18 protein-coding genes are annotated in these 19,191 nt (G+C 61.1%); 5 read left to right on the top strand and 13 right to left on the bottom strand.

The window, feature by feature from the left end; all coding sequences use genetic code 11:
- The first annotated feature begins 38 nt into the window (after positions 1-38).
- Complete coding sequence (locus NMB38_RS09415) at positions 39-701, top strand: response regulator transcription factor (protein WP_027914768.1); 663 nt, start codon at positions 39-41, stop codon at positions 699-701.
- On the opposite strand, the gene nahK is transcribed toward NMB38_RS09415, so the two are convergent.
- From nahK to pstS, 11 genes are all read right to left on the bottom strand, one after another.
- A complete protein-coding gene (gene nahK, locus NMB38_RS09410) occupies positions 690-3,344 on the bottom strand; it encodes a hybrid sensor histidine kinase/response regulator NahK/ErcS' (RefSeq protein WP_088522951.1) in 2,655 nt (884 codons plus the stop codon). The genes NMB38_RS09415 and nahK overlap by 12 nt on opposite strands.
- Entirely contained in the window at positions 3,274-4,437 is a 1,164-nt protein-coding gene (gene nosP, locus NMB38_RS09405; RefSeq protein WP_028687015.1) for a nitric oxide-sensing protein NosP, read from the bottom strand. Before nosP ends, nahK begins: the two co-directional genes overlap by 71 nt.
- Positions 4,438-4,711: 274 nt before the next feature.
- A complete protein-coding gene (locus NMB38_RS09400) occupies positions 4,712-5,125 on the bottom strand; it encodes a helix-turn-helix domain-containing protein (RefSeq protein ID WP_027914765.1) in 414 nt (137 codons plus the stop codon).
- Positions 5,122-6,438, bottom strand: a complete 1,317-nt coding sequence (locus NMB38_RS09395; RefSeq protein WP_494355014.1) for a type II toxin-antitoxin system HipA family toxin — start codon at positions 6,436-6,438, stop codon at positions 5,122-5,124. Before NMB38_RS09395 ends, NMB38_RS09400 begins: the two co-directional genes overlap by 4 nt.
- Before the next feature lie 306 nt (positions 6,439-6,744).
- Complete coding sequence (locus NMB38_RS09390) at positions 6,745-7,935, bottom strand: porin (RefSeq protein WP_027914764.1); 1,191 nt, start codon at positions 7,933-7,935, stop codon at positions 6,745-6,747.
- Between the two features lie 260 nt (positions 7,936-8,195).
- Entirely contained in the window at positions 8,196-8,795 is a 600-nt protein-coding gene (locus NMB38_RS09385; RefSeq protein WP_042139284.1) for a hypothetical protein, read from the bottom strand.
- Positions 8,792-9,484 (bottom strand): hypothetical protein, encoded by a 693-nt coding sequence (locus NMB38_RS09380; protein ID WP_027914763.1) that lies wholly within the window; start codon positions 9,482-9,484, stop codon positions 8,792-8,794. Before NMB38_RS09380 ends, NMB38_RS09385 begins: the two co-directional genes overlap by 4 nt.
- An 88-nt stretch (positions 9,485-9,572) precedes the next feature.
- Entirely contained in the window at positions 9,573-10,334 is a 762-nt protein-coding gene (gene pstB / locus NMB38_RS09375) for a phosphate ABC transporter ATP-binding protein PstB (RefSeq protein WP_042139286.1), read from the bottom strand.
- Between the two features lie 73 nt (positions 10,335-10,407).
- Positions 10,408-11,301: a phosphate ABC transporter permease PstA gene (gene pstA / locus NMB38_RS09370; RefSeq protein ID WP_027914761.1), complete on the bottom strand. Its 894-nt coding sequence runs from the start codon at positions 11,299-11,301 to the stop codon at positions 10,408-10,410.
- Positions 11,301-12,266: a phosphate ABC transporter permease subunit PstC gene (pstC, locus tag NMB38_RS09365; protein WP_028687012.1), complete on the bottom strand. Its 966-nt coding sequence runs from the start codon at positions 12,264-12,266 to the stop codon at positions 11,301-11,303. The genes pstA and pstC overlap by 1 nt, the downstream gene beginning before the upstream one ends.
- A 64-nt stretch (positions 12,267-12,330) precedes the next feature.
- Positions 12,331-13,362: a phosphate ABC transporter substrate-binding protein PstS gene (gene pstS / locus NMB38_RS09360; RefSeq protein WP_027914759.1), complete on the bottom strand. Its 1,032-nt coding sequence runs from the start codon at positions 13,360-13,362 to the stop codon at positions 12,331-12,333.
- A 242-nt stretch (positions 13,363-13,604) separates the two neighbouring features.
- Here pstS and NMB38_RS09355 point away from each other — a divergent pair, with 242 nt between their 5' ends.
- Together NMB38_RS09355 and NMB38_RS09350 are read left to right on the top strand one after the other, a co-directional pair.
- Positions 13,605-14,300, top strand: coding sequence for a type 1 glutamine amidotransferase domain-containing protein (locus tag NMB38_RS09355; protein ID WP_494355013.1), 696 nt, complete (start codon positions 13,605-13,607; stop codon positions 14,298-14,300).
- A gap of 161 nt (positions 14,301-14,461) precedes the next feature.
- On the top strand, positions 14,462-14,869 hold the full coding sequence (locus NMB38_RS09350; RefSeq protein ID WP_027914757.1) for a response regulator: 408 nt from the start codon (positions 14,462-14,464) through the stop codon (positions 14,867-14,869).
- 79 nt (positions 14,870-14,948) lie between these two features.
- On the opposite strand, the gene NMB38_RS09345 is transcribed toward NMB38_RS09350, so the two are convergent.
- Positions 14,949-15,188, bottom strand: a complete 240-nt coding sequence (locus NMB38_RS09345; protein ID WP_088522954.1) for a hypothetical protein — start codon at positions 15,186-15,188, stop codon at positions 14,949-14,951.
- Between the two features lie 85 nt (positions 15,189-15,273).
- On the bottom strand, positions 15,274-16,872 hold the full coding sequence (locus tag NMB38_RS09340) for a histidine kinase famiy protein (protein WP_028687009.1): 1,599 nt from the start codon (positions 16,870-16,872) through the stop codon (positions 15,274-15,276).
- Positions 16,873-17,099: 227 nt separating this feature from the next.
- On the opposite strand from NMB38_RS09340, the gene NMB38_RS09335 reads away from it, so the two are divergent.
- Both NMB38_RS09335 and NMB38_RS09330 read left to right on the top strand, forming a co-directional pair.
- The gene (locus NMB38_RS09335) at positions 17,100-17,909 is read left to right on the top strand and encodes an alpha/beta fold hydrolase (RefSeq protein ID WP_027914754.1); all 810 of its coding nucleotides are present in this window, start codon (positions 17,100-17,102) and stop codon (positions 17,907-17,909) included.
- Positions 17,906-19,078: a PAS domain-containing sensor histidine kinase gene (locus NMB38_RS09330; RefSeq protein WP_494355012.1), complete on the top strand. Its 1,173-nt coding sequence runs from the start codon at positions 17,906-17,908 to the stop codon at positions 19,076-19,078. The genes NMB38_RS09335 and NMB38_RS09330 overlap by 4 nt, the downstream gene beginning before the upstream one ends.
- The last annotated feature ends 113 nt before the right edge of the window (positions 19,079-19,191 follow it).

Raw genomic sequence — 19,191 nt, 5'->3', positions numbered from 1 at the left:
GCGCTTAATTATTCAAACAAGAACAAGGTGAAAAGGCCATGTACAAAATCTTGATTGCCGACGATCACCCGCTGTTTCGCGAAGCGATCCACAACGTCATCAGTGACGGGTTTCAGGGCAGTGAAATCATGGAAACCGCCGACCTGGACAGTGCGCTGACGCTGACCCAGGACCATGACGACCTCGACCTGATCCTGCTCGACCTGAACATGCCGGGCATGCATGGCCTGAACGGGCTGATCACCTTGCGCAACGAGGCACCTACCACCCCGGTGGTGATCGTCTCGGCCGAGCAGGAGAAGCAGGTGGTGCTGCAAGCCATCACCTACGGTGCGGTGGGCTTCATCACCAAGTCCTCGCCGCGCGCGCAGATGATCGAGGCGATCGAGCAGATCCTCAACGGCAACGTGTACCTGCCGCCGGATATCATCCGCGCGCAGAAAAGCAGCAGCCGCCGCCTGAGCGATGCCCCAAGCTTCCCGCCGGAAATGCTCCAGGCCCTGACGCGCAAGCAGTTGCTGGTGCTCGAACGCATGACCAAGGGCGAATCGAACAAACAGATCGCTTATGCCTTGGACATCGCCGAAACCACCGTCAAGGCCCACGTCTCGGCCATCCTGCGCAAGCTGAACGTGCACAACCGGGTGCAGGCCATCCTCAGCGCCGGCGACATCGACTTCGCTGACTATCTACGGCGCTGACCCCCAAGGGGCCCGGGAGGCCAGCAAGTGGCTCATGGCGGTCTTGAGTTTCATGGGCCGTACGGGCTTGTGCATCAGCGTATGGCCTCGCTCACGGATCTGTTGCTTGAGTTCATTGCTGTAGTTGGCGGTGATCATCAGCGCAGGCAGCGGCCGGGCACGGCGGGCATTGATACGTGCCACGGCGTCGACGCCAGTGCAGTCGTCATCGAGGTGATAGTCGGCAATCAGCAGGTCGGCATCGGCGTGGTAGTTCTCCACCTGACGGGCCAGGTCCTGCTCCGACAGTGCCGTGGTCACGCAACAGCCCCAGCCTTCGAGCAGTGTGCGCATGCCGGCACAGATGGCAGCGTCGTTGTCCAGCACCCACACCCGGGCCCCACGCAGGCACTCGAGCATCGGCTGGCATACGGCATGCTCGGGCCGTGCAATCGGGACGGCGGTGCTCATCGGCACTTCCACGGCGAATACTGACCCCTTGCCGGGCCAGGAGCGCACGGCAATACGGTGGCCGAGGATGCCGGCAATCTTCTCGACGATGGCAAGCCCCAGGCCCAGGCCGCGATCCTGATCCGGCCGCTGCACGGCGCCACGCTTGAATTCCTGGAACATTTCCTCCAGATGCTCCTCGGCAATGCCGATACCGGTATCCCACACCTCGATGCGCACGCAACCTGCCTGGCGGCGACAGCCCAGCGCCACGCGCCCGCTGGGGGTATAGCGGATGGCGTTGCTGAGCAAGTTGCGCAGGATCCGCGCCAGCAGCTGGATATCGCTGCGCACCACGACCGAGCAGCTTACGAAGTGCAGGGCCAGCCCTTCGCTGCGGGCGACGTGGGCATACTCTGCCGCCAGGTTGTCCATCAGTTCCGCCAGGGCGAAGGGTGCCACGTCGGCTGTGATGACGCCGGCATCGAGCTTGGAGATGTCCACCAGCGTTCCCAGCAGGTTCTCGACGTCTTCCAGGGAGTTACTGACATTACGCACCAGCTGTGCACTGGCCAGCGGATCGCGGCGCTCGAGCAAGGCGCTGGTGAACAAGCGCGCCGCGTTCAGTGGCTGCAGCAGGTCATGGCTGACCGCGGCAAGGAACTTGGTCTTGGACAGGTTGGCCTGGTCAGCCTCGTGCTTGGCCTCGCGCAAACGCGCCTCGGCACGTCGCCGTTCTTCGATCTCCCGTAACAACTGTTCGTTGAGGCTGGTCAACTCGGCCGTACGCTCACGGACCCGCAGCTCCAGGTGCTGATAAGCCTGGTGCAGCGCCTGGGCGGTGTTGCGCCGTTCGGTGATGTCACGGATCAACACGAAGATACCGACCACCTCGCCAGAGGCCAGCCGATTGGGCACATAGGAGCGCAGCATGTGGCGCTCCTGGCCGTTGATGTTGGTTTCCGGAAATTCGAACGTGACGCTCTCCCCTGCCAGCGCCCGCGCCACATAGGCTTCAAGGCGCTGATAATGCTGCTCGCTATGGGCCTGGCGCAGGCTCTGGCCCAGCATCAGCCCACTGGGCCAGCAATACCATTGCTCATAGACCTTGTTGGTGAACTCATACACCAGGTCGGCATTGAGGTAGGCGATCAGTGCCGGCACATGGTCAGTGATCAGCCGGATCCAGCGCTCGCTTTCGCTGAGGGCCTCGGCATGCAGGTAGCGTTCGGTGATATCGGTAAACGTGTTGACGAATCCGCCAGTGGGCAGTGGATGCGTGCGGATCTCCAGCATGCGCCCGTCGAACAGGCGTTGCTCGCACTCGTGCACCATACGCCCGTTGTCGTCGCGGCTTTCGGGCGTGAGCAAACGCAGCTCGCTGTCGGCAATCACGTCGGCGAAGGGACGGTGCGCAGCGACCGGGGCCAGCCCGCTCAGCTCCAGGAACCGGCGGTTCCACAACTCCAGGACACCGTCCGCGTTGACCATGGCCACGCCTTGGGACAGGTTGTCCACCGCCCGCTGCAACAGGTGCGATTTCTGCGCCACCGCCTGTTCCCTGCGCAGGGTTTCGCTGAGTTTGACCTCGGTGATGTCGGTGAACAGGATCACCCGGCCACCCTCGCAGGTGGGGCGCTCGTTGACCTGCAGCCAGCGGCCATTGTGCTGTCGGTACAACAGATGTTCGTCGGCAGGGGCGCGCGGATCCTCGCTGAACAGGCCGCTGCTGGTCATCAGCTTGCGCACGTCGACCAGGCGCATGCCGGGAATGATGCGCACGCGGCGGTTCTCCCAGAAAGCCTTGAAGCGGCTGTTGCACAGCACCATGCGCAGGTTTCGGTCGAACAGGATGAACGCGTCGGAAATGCTTTCGATGGCATCGATCAGGTGCTGGTGCGCGGTTTCAGCGCGCAGACGCGCTTCGCTGAGCAGTTGGTTGCCCGCCTTGAGTTCGGCCATGGCCTGGTTCAACGCATCAGTGCGCTCGCGCACCTGCTCGGCCAGCACCACCGAATGCTGGAAGGCCGCATAGGGATCGCTGCCGCGCGTGACACCCGACTCGATGCGCTCGATCAGCGCGGCGTTGATCCGTTGCAGCTTGCGGTTTTCATAGCGAAGCTGCGCCAGTTCGGCCTGCACGTCATTGCCCGGGGCGGGTTCGGTTGCGGGCAATGGCAACCCCGGTGAAGGTCTGGTTGATGTGCATACCATTGAACTGTTCTCCATAGGTGTTGAAGCCCATCACCCGCTGCTCGCGCAGAAAATCACCCACCGCCGCCAGGCCTTGCTGGGTCTCCAGCTCCAAGCGGCGCAAAAAACAGTCGCAACCGATGGTGAGCATCAGCGGACCCAGGCGTTGCTGCAGGCCATCGAACAGCTGCTGCAGGTTCGGCAGCAACGGGCCGGGTGTCATGGGCGTGAGCACAATGCCGTTCTCTACCGCACAGTAGAAGCTCAGGCTCAGATCGGCATGCACCTGCTGGATGGCCCGCACGTAGTACCGGTTGTGCATGCGCACGGCCAGCGGGTGTGCGGCAAACAGCCTGTGGTCCAGGGCGCTGACGGGCACCCCGATATGGCGTGCATATTCTTCGGCCGCAGGCTCGGCATTGAGCTCATACACCCGTCGCTGGGCGCTGTCGGCGCCGGTGACCACCAGTTTTTCCTGCCGTGGCTCAAGGTGGTGGGTGGTGAACACTTCGAAGTCCAGCCAGGTATTGACCAGCACCACCACGGCAGCACCGTGGTGAAACGCCCCGCCATAGAAGACGTGGGTCCGTGTCAGGTAGTTGTCGTCCCCGGCCGAGCCGCCAAAATGCGGGATATCGCCCAACGCTGCGCTCAGGGCCGCCAGCACCGTCTCTTCACGGCTGGACAAGCCATCGAGCAAGGTCAAGGCGAAGCTGTGTCCTTTGATCTGGGCCAAGGCGTTGCCGCGACAGCTGCCGACCAACCGCTCGACCATCTGCTGGGCGTCGATCAGGCTGAAACGCTCCATTTCGTCGATCAGTTCGGTGGCGATGGAAAAATGCCGGTGATCAAAACCTACGGCCGTCACGCAACTGCGCCCATAACCCAGCGGCGTGATTTCCCCCGCACTGGTGCACCCGACCAGCGGGATGCCGCCAAAGCCTTGTTCAAGGGCCTGGCCCAAGGCCTGCAGGTCGTACTCGGCGGTGCAGAAGAACAGCACGAAGCCCAAGTGCGGATGCAGCAGTTGCCGCGCCAGTTCCTGAGCCGCCACGCGTGCATCGCTGGCCTGGGACATGGCGCTGACCACGCCCTCGTTATGTGCCTGCTGCATCGGGGTCTCCGGCAAGGGCTGGCTGAGCGGTGAGTGTACGAAGCATGGGCCAGGGTTCGAATGCTACTTGCGTAGCGGGTGCACGCGTCGATGGGCGTAGTGGTGAGCTACTGACGCACGCTATTGCTGGAGGAGGCGAATGCCCTGGGTGGCCCAGAACGTCCGGTAGCAGCACTGCCCGAGCCTCCATGCACTGGCGAAACGATCCCCGCACCATCGCAAGATCATCCAGGCGGTCGTCAGCGCGCCTCTCGCACGCTCAGCTACCGCCCTTTCACTGTCCGTCGTCGCGTGACGGCAATTTGGGCGTTTCCTGCTTGGATCCTCCCCGTTTTGCCTTAGCTGCCGCAGGGCTTCTTCCTCGTTTCGGTTCAGCCTGGGCGGGTGTATCGGTCAACGACACCGGGTTAATTCCCCCCCGGGGATTGAGCACAATACCCATCCGCAGCCCAAAAAGACGCAGCACAGCCTCCAGGGTGCCGAGTTTGGGGTTGGATTTCCCACTTTCGAGTTCATACAAGCTTTTCGTGGACATCTTGCACATCGTTGCAAAGGTCTCTTGATCCAGACCGGTGACTTCGAGCCGCAAGCGGCGGATGGATGCTCCGATCGAATCAAGCCCCAAGGCGTTGCGCTGGGCGATCTCCTCCACAAGCTGAGCACGCTGTTCGGGCTGTAATTTTTTCATCTCAACCCCCACTGTGCGAGTCGCTTGTCCAGGTCATTGACCGGCAAAGAGGCTGCATTGCGTACCGACTCGGGGACACCCGTCAGCAGATCGGGCAACGCCCTGAAGCCATCAGCCGCATTCATCAACCGTTGCAGCAGCACATCGGGATCGGTGTAACCGGCCAGTTCAGCGCAATTGTCCCTCCAGTTGGAGGAACCCTTGCGCTCGGCCACCCACTTCGTCGTCCGTGTGACGCCCTCTTCGTCAAGGATCATTGGCGCAAGGTCATAGATCGGGGCCAAACGAAACTTTCCATTTTCACGGATGATGGAGATGTTTCGTCCGTGGTTATCGGTATTGCCCAGAATGCGATTGAGCAGATCGCGCCGTACGTACTCGAACACCAAGTCCTCTATCTCATCCTGCTGGCCGTTGTGGGTCCACAGCTCCACCAATCGGTGAACGACTTCAGCATGGGCCATCACCTGCCCATAACCGGTAATGCCGCAGGTTGAATACACCGACTCCAGTGGCACCCGCTCCACTACGCCATTCACGACTCGGCGATCAAAGCGCGGCATCCACAGGCTGGGCTTGACTGCCTCCTCGAGCATCAAGCCCTCAGTGGGAACCGTATCAAGTCCCAGGGCCGCCACCGCGTTGTAGTAATGGAACTCGGTGCGCAGGATATCGTTATCGCGCTCACTCCCTTTATTGCGCGCGAACTTGATCAGCCAGTGTTGACGCGCTTGGTTATCGGCAAGCATTGCATCAGCGTATAGCGCACCGTCGTGGGCTTGGGTCATAAGCAGTTTGGGGGCTTGCCCGTTGGCACCGGTAGCGCCACCCAACGCCGCACCGGTTTCAAAGGCGTACTCCAGAAACTCATGCGTCCTGTTCACGACTTCAAGGCGCGCGAATGCCTCTTGTCGACCCGGCTGGAGATCCTCTACCGACTCCTTGATACGCAGATGCCCGACGGGGGCCGGCGTGAAACGCTCCAAAAGGTACAGCCCCATTTCCATACCTTCGGGTTTGGATCGCGCGTAACGCGATTCAAGGGACTCTTTGGCAGCGCCAGAAGGAATGAGGTCGTATAGAAATGCCGGATAGCCTTTCCCGCGGTGGTGATCCCAATTCAAGGGCAGGCCAACGCTCAGCGCCCGTTCGCAACGATCTTCCATGCAATCAAAGTTTGCGATGATGTAGTCGTCGTCATAGGCCACCAGGCACGCACCCTCAGCAACACGCTCAGGGTTCTCAAACGTAAGCGTGGCCGCGTCGGCCCATGTGCCCTCAAAAAAAGCTTGAATGACGAGCTTGAGCGGCATGTCAATCTCCTAATCAGTACTGCAATGCTGATTAGAATAGTCCCCGGGTCAATAACCGGCAATAAAATGCTGACTAACAGCCTGAACTTTGAAAAACCGGCACTAAACTGCTGGTTTGAATTGCTTGCCGCATGCATTGGGTGCTGTCCTGACGGCTGGGAAGCGTCCGGCGGGCAAGTGAGCGTCAACAGCGTTGTGCGTGCAAGCATCATTCGGGCTGCAGCGCTGCACCGCCATCAGGCGCCTGACCCTGAAGGTCTGGAATACCACGCAAGCCCCGTTGAACACGGGGCCTACGCCACATCGCTACCACGTCAGCACCGCACCCACGGCAAACGTATCGGTGTCTTCGTTCTGCTCGCGAGTCTCATGGCCCTCAATGGAAAACTGGTTGTACTCGGCCACCAGCTTGAGGTTGTCGTTGATGTCATGGAACAGCGCCACCCCGCGGGTTTGATAATCGGCACCGCTGCCTACCGCGCCGTTGCCGTCGTCCTTGGTCTTGCCGTAGGAAAGCGCAACCCGGTTCTTGCCGACCTTGTAAGAGGCTTGCAGCAGGTAGCCGTCGCTGTCCACGTTGCGCAACACCGGTTCGCCGGCATTGTTGGTGAAGAACGGGTTGATGCCCTTGGCCTGGAAGCCGGACCCGGTCAGGGACAGCCCGCCCAGCTTGGCCTGCACGCCATAGCCAAGCCCTTTTGAGGTGACAGACCGCACCGCGTCGTCAGTGTTGTCGGAGGTCTGGTAGCTGCCGTTTAGCCAGCTGTAGATGTGTGCGCCTGCCAGGTCGAACTGGTACGTGATCTCGGACTCGGTGCGGGGGTTCTTCTGGTAGGCCTTGCCCGTGGGGCTGCTGTCATTGGTGTCGACCGGGTCCATGATCCCCACGGCGATACGCAGGCCCTCCATGACCGGGGTACGGTAGGTGATTTGCGAGGTCGGGAACGGGTACGGGTAGCCGCTGCCGATGTTGCCGAACGATACCCCACCGCCATCGACAAGGCCCAGCGTGTCACTGACCTGGCCGTAACCGGCGAGCAACTCGTCGAGCAGGATGTTCGAGCGGGCGAACAGCCCGAAGTCCTTGCCGATGAGCACCTCGCCCCATTCAGGGTTGGCCACGGTACCGTAGAACTGCCGGACATCGATGGCCGTGTCGGTACCCGTGCTTTCGCTGTCGTTGATGGTGACCCAGAACGAGGCACGGGCACCGAGCTTCAGGTCATTGACCTGCTTGCCCATGTTGAACCCCAGGTAATTGGGCAGAAAGCCCATCTTCACCCGAGACTGGCGGCGGTCGAACTGCTCACCTTCACGATCGACCTTGCTGTTGACGTAGAACGCGTTGATATAGCCGTCGGTGGAAAAGGTGGTCTGGTTCTGGTCGTACAGCATGATCTCGGCTTGCGCCAGGGAACTCAGGCTGACAGCCGCAAGGCTGGCGATGGCAACTGCCAGGTAACGAGGCCGCAGAGACTTGTTTTTATTGTTGTGCATGGCGCGCTCCAAACGGGGGACAGAGGGTCGGAGGCGATTATCGAAAGGTGGGTAGCGGTCAGAAACGCTGCTTTGGCGCAGCATCGAGCCTGCTTGCGAAGGGCGTGCAAGGCCCGGTGGTTTGGGACCACTACGGGCTAGGCCGGGTCGTGCGACCTAGGGCTTACGCATCAATGATGGACACCGAAGATCGGCACGAAAGTGGCCGAGCGTATGAACGGGACAGCTGACCAGACAGGGCCTGCCTGGCCTCTGGCGGGTCAGGAAGCGAGCATCGATCCCCGCTGCGCACGTGCTGTGGTAAAGCGATGAGGTTGCTGCCAGGCCAGCGTGGCCTGAACATCGGTAGCCGCCTGCTTGACCTTCTGCGTCCATTGGTCGTCTTTGGGGCAGACCACTACCACGCGAAAACCATGCTCGAGCCCCTCGAGCCGTACACCTTCGGAGTCGTCCACATGCAGGTCGATGTCAAACGCCGAGGGCAGCTTGGAGGGCGAGTTGACCAGCCCCCGCTGGCCCAGCATGTGCTGGTGGCGGTCGCTGTTGACCACGCCATCGACGCGGATACCGTACAGCAGCAACCATCGGCGGATGTAGGCCGGCGTGCGTCCGGACGATGTGTAGATCCACACGCTGCAACCCTGGCGGCGCAGGTCGCTGATCAATTCCCGGGTACCGCTGCGCAGTGGCTCGCCCAACCAGCGGTGGACGAAGCTCGGCAGCCGGTCTGGCTCGGCTTCGGCGTGCTCGGGCAGGCAGGCCAAGGTATCGTCGATGTCGAACGAGATGCGCACTCGCGCTTGACGTACAGTGCTTTCGAGCACCGCTCGGCAGCGCTGCCAGGCTAATCCGCGACTCATCGAAGGCTCCTCTCGCGCAGGGGGGTTGGCAGGAAAAACGTCTCGGGCGCCGGGGCATGGGCTTCCAGGAAGGCGGCGTACTTTTTCTTGATCTTGGGCAGCTCGTACAGCGCCTTGACGCCATGCTTGGCCGAGTTGCGGATGACTGACGAGGGATTGAAGTAGCCTTCGGCGTTCTCGAGCGACAGTACGAATGGCGGCAAGCCTGCGCGCATCAGCAGATAACTGACGATCAGCGAGCCGGTACGGTTGTTGCCTTCGATGAACAGCTGCGGCTTGCTGAGGATGCGCACGTACACGCCAGCTGCGCGCTTCCATATCGAATCGCTGCCATAACCGCAGTACCAGTTGTACAAGTCCTTGATGCCGCCTTCGACGTTGTTGAAAAAATGGGTTTCGGTAGCCGCCAGGTGCGCAGCGAACTCCTGGCGGCGGGCGGCGTCGGTGCCACAGAGCACCGTGGCGTTGATTTCCAGCATCAGGTTCACCTGCTGCAGGTGAAACAGGTCGATACCGCGCGCCACGTAGTGATCGACCAACGCGTAGCCCTCCAGCACGTTGCACAGCACCTCGTCGGTGAACGGGTCGCGAGGTTCGGTGAAGTGGCGGCTGAGCTCGGCGAAATGCGCCTGCACTTGGCGCAGGGCGTGCTCGACGGCGTTGAGATCCAGGCGGGGCGTCGCTGGCATCGGTTATCCCTGATTGCGGTATTGGGGTAAAGACCACCGCGGGCCTTGGCCGTCCTGGCACTGGCGCGCGGGCGTTCTCAAGCGAGGCTCAGCTGAACTTGCCACTGATGTAGTCGGCAGTCAGCTGTTCACGAGGGTCCTGGAATATCTGGGTGGTGGGCCCCATCTCTACCAGGTAGCCCGTGCGCGTGCCTTGGGAAATGTCGACCGAAAAGAACGCCGTGGTGTCAGCCACGCGAATGGCCTGCTGCATGTTGTGGGTCACCAGCGCAATGGTGTAGTCCTTTTTCAACTCCACCATCAGCTCCTCCACCCGCCGGGTCGCAATCGGGTCAAGCGCCGAACAGGGTTCATCGAGCAACAGCACCTCGGGTTCGGTGGCGATGGCCCGGGCAATACACAAGCGCTGCTGCTGGCCACCGGACAGGGACAGGCCACTGACCTTGAGCTTGTCTTTCACTTCATCCCACAACGCAGCGCCTTGCAAGGCATGCTTGACCCGGTCACCGATATCGCCCTTGTAGCGGTTCAGCCGAAGGCCGAAGGCCACGTTGTCGAAAATGCTCATCGAGAACGGGTTGGGCTGCTGGAACACCATGCCGATGTAGCGGCGGACCACGACTGGATCGACCCCCTTGCCGTAGACGTCCTGCCCCAGAAAGTGCACATGCCCTTCGAAGCGAAAGCCCTTGACCAGGTCGTTCATGCGGTTGAGGCTGCGCAGCACGGTGCTTTTGCCACAACCGGACGGGCCGATGAAACCGGTGATCTCGTTCTTGCGGATCGGCACGTGGCTGTCGCGCACGGCCATGAAGTTGCCGTAGAAGATCTTGTCCAGCTTGCAATCCATGACGATGGGGGTTTCGCTGGCCAGGGGAGCGACTCTTTGGGCGGTGGATACGTTCACGTCGAATGCTCCCTTATCAGTACTTGGGCTTGCCGAATACACGGCTCAGGATGTTGATGACCAGCACGATCATTACCAAAACCAGCGACGCCGCCCAGGCGAGCTCCAACTGGTTGTCGAACGGCATGCCGGAGAAGTTGTAGATCAGCACCGCCAGCGAAGCGGTGGGGTTCATCACCGCCAGGCTGCCATCGTGGTAGATCCAGTAGTTGCTGAACAACGCGGTGAACAGCAGCGGCGCCGTTTCACCCGCCGCCCGGGCCACGGCCAGCATGACGCCGGTCAGGATGGCGGGCAGGCCGGTGGGCAGCACGATCTTCCAGATCACCTGGGCCTGGGTGCAGCCCATGCCGTAGGCGGCGTCCTTCATGATCTTGGGCACCATCTTCATGGCTTCCTCGGCGGTCAGGACCACGATTGGTAGCATCAAAACGGCCAGCGCCACGCCGCCCGCCGGCGCCGAGTAGGTCCCAGTGGTCATCACCACCAGCGCATAGGCAAACACGCCAGCCAGGATGGACGGCAAGCCGGTCAGCATCCTGGCGGCGAAGCGTGCGGCGTTGGCCAGCTTGCTGTCAGGCCCGAGCTCGGCCAAAAACACGGCCGCCAGGATGCCCACCGGCACAGCGATGGCCGCTGCAATGCCGACCATGACCAGGGTACCGACCATGGCGTTGCCGAAGCCGCCGCCCATTTCGAAGCCGGTTGGCGGCAGCTCGGTGAACACTTCCAGGTTCAGCCGTGCGCCACCACGGGTGATGAGCATGTACAGCACCGAAATCAGCGGCACGCTGGCCACCAGGGCGGCGAGCCAGGCCAGTGTGGTCAGCAGTACGCTGCGCAGCGCCCGGCCCTCGAGCTTGCGCTGCAGGCTTGGCAGCGCGGCCACTGGTGTAGAGAGATCGGTCATCAGCGGTTACCTCGTTGCGCGTAGAGCATGATCATCGAGCCCAGCACGTTCACCAGCAGCGTGATGAACATCAGCACCAGGGCGGCGTACATCAGCACTTCCACCTCGTTTGGTCCGGCTTCGGGGAAGTTCAGGGCCAGCAACGCTGCCAGGGTATTGGCCGGCGCGAACAGTGACACAGAGAGGGTGTTGGCGTTGCCCACCAGCATGGCCAGTGCCATGGTCTCGCCCAGGGCGCGGCCCAGGCCCAGCACCAGCGAGCCAAAGATGCCGGTCGCAGCCGAGGGCACCATGACTTTGAGAATCGCCTCCCAGTGCGTCGTGCCCATGCCATAGGCGGCTTGCTTGGTTTTCATCGGCACACTGGTCAACGCGTCCTGGGAGACCGCGGCGATGGTCGGCAGAATCATGATCGCCAGCACCAAGGCTGCAGGCAGCAACCCCGGCCCGCTCAGGGACGTGCCGAAGAACGGGATCCAGCCCAGCTCGCTGTTGAGCCAGGTGGTCAGTGGCCGTATGGCCGGAATCACCACATAGATGCCCCACAGCCCGTACACCACGCTGGGGATGGCGGCCAGCAGCTCGACGATGGTGCGAAACACCGCCGCGAGTCTGGCCGGCAGAAAATCCTGGGTCAGGAAGATGGCCATGCTGACGCCGAAGAAACCGGCGATCAGCAAGGCGATGAATGCGCTGTACAGCGTGCCCCAGATGGCAGGAAGAATGCCGTACTGGCCTTGGTTGACGTCCCAGACACTGCCCAGCAGCACGTCGAAGCCATGCTTCTCGATGCCGGGCAAAGCCTTGCGGCCTACCTCGTAAACCAGTGCGAAGACCAGTGCCAGGACCAGCACAACCCCAATGCGGGCCAGCGCCCGGAAGGTGCGGTCCACCAGCACGTCCCTGGCAGACGGCGGCCGGCAGGCGGAGTCGGGGTTATCCGGTAGGTCGAAGGGTGTGTTCATTGGCAGGTTCCGGGACAGGGTGCTGACACCCCGGCGTATCAGGCGCACGCCGGGGACGCCGGTATCACTTGATGTTGGCGGAGGCTTTGCGCACTTGCTCGACCACCGAAGGCGGCAGCGGGATGTAGCCCATCGAGTCGGCGATCTTCTGCCCTTCGGTCAGGCTGTACTCGACCATGTCGCGCATGGCCTTGGCCTTGGCGGGGTTGCCATTGTCCTTGCGGAAGATCATCCAGGTGTAGGAGGTAATGGGATAGGACTTGGCGCCGTCCGGATCAGGCAGCCAGGCCACCAGGTTTTCCGGCATGTTCACGGCGGCCAGGGCCTCGGCGCCACTTTCGGCATTGGGCACCACGTACTGCCCGGCCTTGTTCTGCAGTTGGGCGAAGTCCACCTTGGCCAACTTGGCAAAACCGTACTCAATGTAGCCAATGGCGCCTGGGGTCTGGCGTACGGTGGCGGTCACACCATCGTTTTTAGGTGACTTGATGAACTTGTCGGTAGCCGGCCAGTTGACCGTGTTGCCCTCACCCAGCTTTTGCTTGAAGTCGGCATTGATAGCCGAGAGGTGCTTGGTGAACACCGCTGTCGTGCCACTGGAGTCGGCACGCACCACGACGGTGATGGGGGTATCGGGCAGCTTGAGCTCCGGGTTGGCGGCCGCGATCTGCGGGTCGTTCCAGCGGGTGATGTTGCCAAGGAAAATATTGGAGTACACCTCGCGCGGCAGCTTGAGCCCTTTCGGGTTGCCAGGCAGGTTGTAGGCCAGCACGATCTCGCCGGCGGTCATGGGCAGCAGTTGTACGCCCTCGCCCACCTTGGCCATGTCAGCTTCGCTCATGGCCGAGTCGCTGGCGGCAAAGTCCACGGTCCTGTTCAGAAAATCCTGCACCCCGGCGCCGCTGCCCTTGGACTGGTAGTCGACGGTCACGCCGTCGGACTTCTTGCTGAAGTCCTTGAACCAGGTCAGGTAGATGGGTGCGGGGAAGCTGGCCCCGGAACCGGTCAGGCGAATGTTTTCTGCGGCGATCGAAGCCGATGTGGCGCAAAGGGAGACCGCAACGGCGAGTGCAGCAGACTTCATCAGGCGTATCATTGAAAGCGCTCCGTGTGATGGCCGGCACACTTTGCATCAGCTGTGTTACAGCTTTGTGACCACCGCGTGGCACCGCGCTCCTCTCCACGCCACGCCCTGCCCTGCCCTGCCCTGCGCCCCATTGAGCTGCGGCATTTTTTCAATGCCTTACGCTCACGTCCATGGAACACTCACCGTTTACCGCACTCCCACCCTTATCAGGGCAGCGGCCCTGCACAACCTGAGCTGGAGGACAAACCTGCATGAAGAAGATCCTGATGGTGTTGACGTCCCACGACCAACTGGGTGACACCGGCAAGAAAACCGGGTTCTGGCTGGAAGAGTTCGCGGCACCTTATTACGCATTCGTGGATGCCGGCGCCGACGTCACGCTCGCTTCGCCCAAGGGCGGGCAGCCGCCGCTGGACCCGAAAAGTGACGAAGACGATGCACATACCGAGGCCACTCAACGCTTCGCCAAAGACACCGAGGGCCAGGCTGCCCTGGCCGATACCGTCCCCCTTGGCGAAGTCGACCCTTATGATTTCGACGCCGTTTTTTATTCAGGCGGCCACGGCCCACTGTGGGATCTGGCCGAAAGCCAGGACTCGATCGTTCTGCTGCAGGCCTTTTATGCCGCCAACAAGCCCATCGCAGCGGTATGCCATGCACCGGGCGTGTTGAAAAACGTCAAGGCGCCTGACGGTCACCCTGTCGTCAAGGGCAAAAAAGTCACGGGCTTCACCAACAGTGAAGAGCAAGCCGTGGGTCTGACCGACGTCGTCCCGTTTCTGGTGGAGGACATGCTGCGGGGCCATGGCGCACACTATGCCAAGGCCGAAGACTGGGCGAGCCATGTGGTCGAGGATGGGCATCTGATAACAGGTCAGAACCCGGCATCCTCAGCAGCAACTGCCAAGGCATTGCTTAAACGGTTAGCCCAGGAACCCGGCGCCTGAGCATTGGTTTGTGCATCGCAAAGCAGCAAACGCTACGCAAAGGAATTTTTTGCTACAGCCCGAGGTCACAACGGTAGCGCACAGCTATCGCTTGCACCTCTGGCTGCAAGTCTACATCGGATGTTCCCTTTATTCAGCGTGCGCAGAGCCAGAGTATTGCCATGAAAACGTGCGAATTCCCAAGCTGTCCGACCGTTCTGCTGGTTGAGGACGAACCTATCATCCGTGAGCTGATCGCCATTGCCCTTGAGGACCTGGGCGCAGCGGTAACCAGCGTGGAAACAGCACAGGAAGGCCTGGAAATAACCTCGCGCTCGGCATTTTCGATGCTCCTCACCGATGTCCGCACCCCTGGTGCGGTGAACGGACTGGAGCTGGCCTACCAGGTGGGCCAGTCGCAGCCTGACACTCGCATCGTGGTCATGAGTGGTTATCACGACCCGTCAAGCTGTGCCCTCCCCTCTGGCGCTATATTCCTGCCCAAGCCCTGGACCCTGGATCATTTCATCGGCGTGATCAGTGATCAGCTCGCGCGTTCAGCTTCGCTTCGCGCTCAGCCTGCGGCTTGATCCAGGTTCAGCCAGTTCGGATCGACCGCATGCTACCGATCCTTGGAAGTGAGTGTGCATGGATTGCGGTCGAGCCGTTTCAGCGGGCGCCTTCCAGTGCCTGCTGCAACGATTGGTCAGCCAGTTGTCGAAGGTCCCGCCACTGCTGCCTAGCGATCAGCCCGAGCCGCTTCATCTCGTCCGCCTGACGCAGCAGTTCCTGGTGGGAGGCACGGGGGCAGGCGCAGCGTGCCACGTCATCATCGAAGGTAGAAAACCAACGGTTGATTGCCTCCAAGTACATCAGGTCAGTAGAAGGCTGCTCAATGAATGCCGTCATGCCGGTCTCCCTGGTGCTCGCTTTTTCAATCGAACCCAAGGAGTGACCGATGGTTCACTCCGGTTGGTAATCGAGCGAGCCGGCCTCACACGATACCCGTATGGCCATCCAGTACCTGTCGCACGCGCCGTGCCAGATCATGGGGCTGGCAGGGCTTGGAGATCACATCGAATTCAGAGCCACCGATGTCGGTGCGTTCGATCGAGTTCTCCGCGTAGCCGGTGGTGAGCAGCACCTTGATCTGCGGCTGCAGGCGACGCACCTCGCGCGCCAGCATCACCCCATTCATGCCACCGGGCATGATCAAGTCGGTGAACAACAAGTCATAGCGCTCACCCGCTTCGATAAGCTTCAGCGCTTCGCGTGCGTTGAGCACCATGTCGGCGTCGTAGCCATAGTTTTCCAGCACCATCTTGGCCAGCTCCGCAACGTCTGGACGGTCTTCGACGATAAGAATCCTCTCGGTACCGGAACTGCGCTCGACCAGCTTCACGGGCTTTTCCTGAATCGGGCTGGCTTCGTCCACCGGGAAATACAAGCGCAGCGTGGTCCCCTCACCCTCTTCGGTGTAGATCCTGGCAGCGCCGCCGGACTGACGCGCGAAGCCATACACCATGGACAGACCCAGCCCCGAGCCCTTGCCCTCCTCCTTGGTCGTGAAGAAAGGGTCCATGACGCGATCACGAATGCTCGCAGGCATGCCGATGCCGTTGTCGGTAATGGAAATGCTCACGTAACTGCCCGGCAATAGGCCGTCGAAGGACAGATTGATGTCGCTTACGTGCACGTTTCGCGTTTCGATGAATACGTGGGGGCGCTTGCGACCGATCAGAGCGTCGCGAGCGTTCATGAAGATGTTCAGCAGTGCCACTTCGGCCTGGGTCGGGTCGATGCGACAGTTGCGCAAGTGCTCTTCCAAGTCGTATTCGACCGTCACCTGGGCGCCGAAGGTGCGCTCGATGATAGGGCTCACGTCATCGAGCAGATGATTGAGGTTGAGCACGCGGCCGTGCAGTTTCTGCTTGCGGGCAAAGGCCAGCAACTGCTTGGTGAGGGTACTGGCACGATCGACCGCCGTTTGCGCATGCCCGACGCTTCGGCGAATGCGGCTCAGGTCCGGCTGCGCCTTGTCGGTCTCGCTGGCCACCAGCCCCATGTAACCGCCCATCACTTGCAGCAAGTTGTTGAAGTCGTGAGCAATGCCGCCCGTCAACTGACCCAGAGCTTCCATCTTCTGCGCCTGACGCAATGCATCCTCGGCATCGCGCCGACGGCTGACGTCCAACTGCGAGGCGAAGAAGTAGATCAGGTCGCCACGCTCGTTGAAAATCGGCGAGATGAACAGCGCATTCCAGAAACTGGAGCCGTCCTTGCGGTAATTGAGCACTTCGGTGGCGATATCCACGCGCTTCTCGATCGCCTCACGGATAGCGTCGACCACCGACCGCTCAGTCTCGGGGCCCTGCAGGAAGCGGCAATTTCGCCCCATGATCTCACCGGATTCATAACCGGTCATTTCCAGAAACGCGCGGTTGGCAAAGATGATAGGATTGTCGTCGCGGCTGGGATCGGTCACGATCATGGGCATGCGCGTCGTTTGCACGGCAGCGAAGAACATGTCGTGCGGCAGGTTGGATATGTCTCCGGTCGCCTGATTGCTGACGCGGGCCTTCTTTTCCGTCACGTGACTCTCCTGGTTGGGCAATGGTGCAACTCGTCACTTCTTGACAACGCCAAGCGGTAAATTGCTCCGCCAATAGCGGCTGCTTACGAAACTATTGTTCGATGGCCAATGTCGATTCGTCATCTCCGGCCTACGCTTGCTTGTAAGCGGTAGATTCAACAGCCAACGTTGCCCAAGCCATGCCCCACCCACCCTGCCACGGATGCTGCACACCCTCTTGGAAAGCCATGACCTTATCTACGCGTAACCACGTGCGCATCACCGGTGCTGGCCCTGTCACGTTGATCTTTTCCCACGGTTTTGGCTGCGATCAATCGATGTGGAAGTACCTGTTGCCGCATTTTCAAGCGCGCTTTCGCATCGTGACCTACGACTTGGTTGGTGCTGGGCAATCGGACTTATCGGCGTACGATCGCGTCCGGTACGACTCCTTGGCGGGTTATGCAGCGGATCTGAACGAGATAATCACAGAATACGGCCAAGGCGCCGTGATTCTGGTCGGTCATTCGGTCAGCGCCATGATTGGTGCACTGGCGGATCGACAGCAACCTGGTCGCATTGCAGCTCATGTGATGGTCGGCCCATCGCCATGCTATATCGACGACGGCGACTACATCGGCGGTTTCAAGCAGGAGGATATCCACGAACTGCTCGAAACACTGGACAGCAACTACCTGGGCTGGTCGAGTACCATGGCGCCGGTGATCATGGGCGCGCCGGGCCAGCCTATGCTGAGCGAGGAGCTGACCAACAGTTTCTGCCGCACCGATCCAGACATCGCTCGGCAGTTCGCGCGTGTCACGTTCCTGTCTGACAACCGGCTGGATGTGCAGGGCCTGCCTACGCCCGTGTTGATTCTTCAGTCCATCGACGATCTTATCGCGCCAGTTTCCGTGGGCCAGTACCTCCATGCCGTGCTGCCCAACAGCACGCTGTGCCTGATCGACAACATCGGCCATTGCCCGCACATGAGTGCCCCTACAGCCTGCTCCCAGGCCATGGACGCCTTCCTGCAACCCTGGGCACCGGGGCCATGACCGGCGCGGGTGAGATACCGGCTGTCGACGCGTTGTTCGAAGGGGCACCCTGCGGCCTGGTGGTCACCACCGAGACGGGCGTGATCGTGAGGGCAAACCAGACCTTCTGCAAGTGGTTGGGCTACGCGCCCGAGGACCTGACGCAGTGCAGTTTTCAGGAGCTGTTGACCATGGGCGGACGAATTTTCCACCAGACCCATTGGGCGCCGCTGATGAGAATGCAGGGTTCGGTCGCCGAGGTTAAGCTCGAAGTACGGCACCGCACCGGTCACGTCATCACCATGTTGCTCAATGGCGTGCGCCGTCAATATGCCCACGGCGTGTTCCACGAGCTGGCGCTGTTCGGCACCATCGAGCGGGATCGCTACGAGCGTGAATTGCTCACCGCCCGGCGCCGCGCCGAGCAATTGCTGGCGCAGACCACTGAGGCCGAGGCTGCGTTGCAGCAGGCCAAGGCCGAGCTGGCCGACGCCTACCAGAGCGCCCAGCGACGCGCAGCCTTTGCCGAACAGATGGTCGCCATCGCCAGTCATGACCTGAAAAACCCGCTGACTGCGATCAAGATGGCGACGCAGTTGCTCGAACGCGGTGAGCACAGGGACAAGGAACGGCGTCTGCTGGGCAGTATCAGCCATTCTTCGGAGCGCGCCAGGCGCATGATCGCTGATCTGCTCGACTTTGCCTCGGTCAGGATTGGCCAAGGCATCACCATCTGCCGTCAACCGATAGACCTGTGCTCGACGGTCGATCAAAGCGTCAACGAATTGAGAGTCGCCTTCGCCCAGGCGCGCATTCGTCACCTATGCAAAGGCAAGGGTCAACGTGCGCTGGACCCAGACCGCGTGCAACAAATGATTGGCAATCTGGTGGCCAACAGTGTGGCCTATGGTGACCTCACCCATCCCGTCACCGTTACCACTGATCTTCATGAGCATGGCGCCGTCATCAGCGTGCACAACCATGGCCCCTGCATTCCTGATACCTTGCTTACATCCTTGTTTGCACCTATGACTCGGGGCACGGACCGTGCCGACTCGGTGCGCTCTGTCGGGTTAGGGCTGTTCATCGTCAGCGAAATCGCTTTGGCCCATGGCGGCGATGTCACCGTCGCTTCGGATGCGGCGCTCGGTACCACTTTCACGATACGCCTACCGTTACTGGCAGACTGAGCACGACGGCACGGGTATGCGCGTGTCCGCATGCCCGCCGAGCTTTTGACCTGAACTTTTGTTTGTCCTGTGGTTTCCCCTGCATAACACACTCGCCTTCGCAGGAGTTGAAC

The organism is Pseudomonas sp. FBCC-B35 (genome assembly GCF_059133755.1).
The sequence above is the reverse complement of the archived record's forward strand: the minus strand, read 5'-3'. Positions and strand labels throughout refer to the sequence as shown.

Excerpts from the sequence above, each read along its gene's own strand:
- NMB38_RS09355 (WP_494355013.1), top strand. The coding sequence starts at position 13,605 with ATGAAGAAGATCCTGATGGTGTTGACGTCCCACGACCAACTGGGTGAC.
- NMB38_RS09400 (WP_027914765.1), bottom strand. The coding sequence starts at position 5,125 with ATGAAAAAATTACAGCCCGAACAGCGTGCTCAGCTTGTGGAGGAGATC.
- pstB (WP_042139286.1), bottom strand. The coding sequence starts at position 10,334 with ATGGATTGCAAGCTGGACAAGATCTTCTACGGCAACTTCATGGCCGTG.
- NMB38_RS09390 (WP_027914764.1), bottom strand. The coding sequence starts at position 7,935 with ATGCACAACAATAAAAACAAGTCTCTGCGGCCTCGTTACCTGGCAGTT.
- NMB38_RS09380 (WP_027914763.1), bottom strand. The coding sequence starts at position 9,484 with ATGCCAGCGACGCCCCGCCTGGATCTCAACGCCGTCGAGCACGCCCTG.
- pstA (WP_027914761.1), bottom strand. The coding sequence starts at position 11,301 with ATGACCGATCTCTCTACACCAGTGGCCGCGCTGCCAAGCCTGCAGCGC.
- NMB38_RS09415 (WP_027914768.1), top strand. The coding sequence starts at position 39 with ATGTACAAAATCTTGATTGCCGACGATCACCCGCTGTTTCGCGAAGCG.
- NMB38_RS09395 (WP_494355014.1), bottom strand. The coding sequence starts at position 6,438 with ATGCCGCTCAAGCTCGTCATTCAAGCTTTTTTTGAGGGCACATGGGCC.
- pstC (WP_028687012.1), bottom strand. The coding sequence starts at position 12,266 with ATGAACACACCCTTCGACCTACCGGATAACCCCGACTCCGCCTGCCGG.
- NMB38_RS09345 (WP_088522954.1), bottom strand. The coding sequence starts at position 15,188 with ATGACGGCATTCATTGAGCAGCCTTCTACTGACCTGATGTACTTGGAG.
- NMB38_RS09385 (WP_042139284.1), bottom strand. The coding sequence starts at position 8,795 with ATGAGTCGCGGATTAGCCTGGCAGCGCTGCCGAGCGGTGCTCGAAAGC.
- NMB38_RS09335 (WP_027914754.1), top strand. The coding sequence starts at position 17,100 with ATGACCTTATCTACGCGTAACCACGTGCGCATCACCGGTGCTGGCCCT.
- nosP (WP_028687015.1), bottom strand. The coding sequence starts at position 4,437 with ATGCAGCAGGCACATAACGAGGGCGTGGTCAGCGCCATGTCCCAGGCC.
- nahK (WP_088522951.1), bottom strand. The coding sequence starts at position 3,344 with ATGGTATGCACATCAACCAGACCTTCACCGGGGTTGCCATTGCCCGCA.
- NMB38_RS09330 (WP_494355012.1), top strand. The coding sequence starts at position 17,906 with ATGACCGGCGCGGGTGAGATACCGGCTGTCGACGCGTTGTTCGAAGGG.
- pstS (WP_027914759.1), bottom strand. The coding sequence starts at position 13,362 with ATGATACGCCTGATGAAGTCTGCTGCACTCGCCGTTGCGGTCTCCCTT.
- NMB38_RS09350 (WP_027914757.1), top strand. The coding sequence starts at position 14,462 with ATGAAAACGTGCGAATTCCCAAGCTGTCCGACCGTTCTGCTGGTTGAG.